The sequence below is a fragment of the Porcipelethomonas ammoniilytica genome (assembly GCF_025567485.1).
In the GTDB taxonomy this organism is placed as follows: Bacteria; Bacillota; Clostridia; order Oscillospirales; family Ruminococcaceae; genus Porcipelethomonas; species Porcipelethomonas ammoniilytica.
Map to the genome: position 1 here is coordinate 1 of NZ_JAOQKH010000095.1, position 655 is coordinate 655.

Below are 655 nucleotides of genomic sequence, written 5' to 3' on the forward strand. Positions count from 1 at the left end.
ATATGGATTGCTCCATTCGGATATCTGCGGGTCTTTGTTCGCTTACAACTCGCCGCAGCTTTTCGCAGTTAACCACGTCCTTCTTCGGTTCCCAATGCCAAGGCATCCGCCCTGCGCTCTTATTAGCTTTACCATTTGTCCGTTTTGAGTTCTCTTTAATACATTGTAGTTTTTTTACCCGATTAATCTTTCTTAATCGTGTCGTTTCACTTGATTGTATTTCCTCTTACTTTTCTTATTCAATTTTCAAGTTTCCTTTTTCTATCCTTTTTCAAGAACAGAAATTAACAGATAACTTCTTATCTATTAATTTTTATTCTTGATTGGTGGGCACAAGTGGACTCGAACCACCGACCTCACGCTTATCAGGCGTGCGCTCTAACCACCTGAGCTATGCGCCCAATACCTTTTTGGTGGAGATGAGGAGGATCGAACTCCTGACCCCCTGCTTGCAAAGCAGGTGCTCTCCCAGCTGAGCTACACCCCCAACTCTTCCTCGGTATCTTCAAAATCGAACAATGCTTTCCCTTGTATCTGACCGGAACTTCTCAGATTCTTCCTCTGTTTGCTCCTTAGAAAGGAGGTGATCCAGCCGCACCTTCCGATACGGCTACCTTGTTACGACTTCACCCCAGTCATCAATCCCACCTTCGAC

2 tRNA genes and 2 rRNA genes are annotated in these 655 nt (G+C 44.9%); all 4 read right to left on the reverse strand.

Going from position 1 to position 655, the window contains the following annotated elements:
- Positions 1 to 133: ribosomal RNA gene (locus OCV67_RS13445) — 23S ribosomal RNA — on the reverse strand; the annotation flags it as partial.
- A 191-nt stretch (positions 134 to 324) separates the two neighbouring features.
- Positions 325 to 401, reverse strand: a tRNA-Ile gene (locus OCV67_RS13450).
- A 10-nt stretch (positions 402 to 411) separates the two neighbouring features.
- Positions 412 to 487: transfer RNA gene (locus OCV67_RS13455), tRNA-Ala, on the reverse strand.
- A gap of 89 nt (positions 488 to 576) precedes the next feature.
- A 16S ribosomal RNA gene (locus OCV67_RS13460) occupies positions 577 to 655 on the reverse strand; the annotation flags it as partial.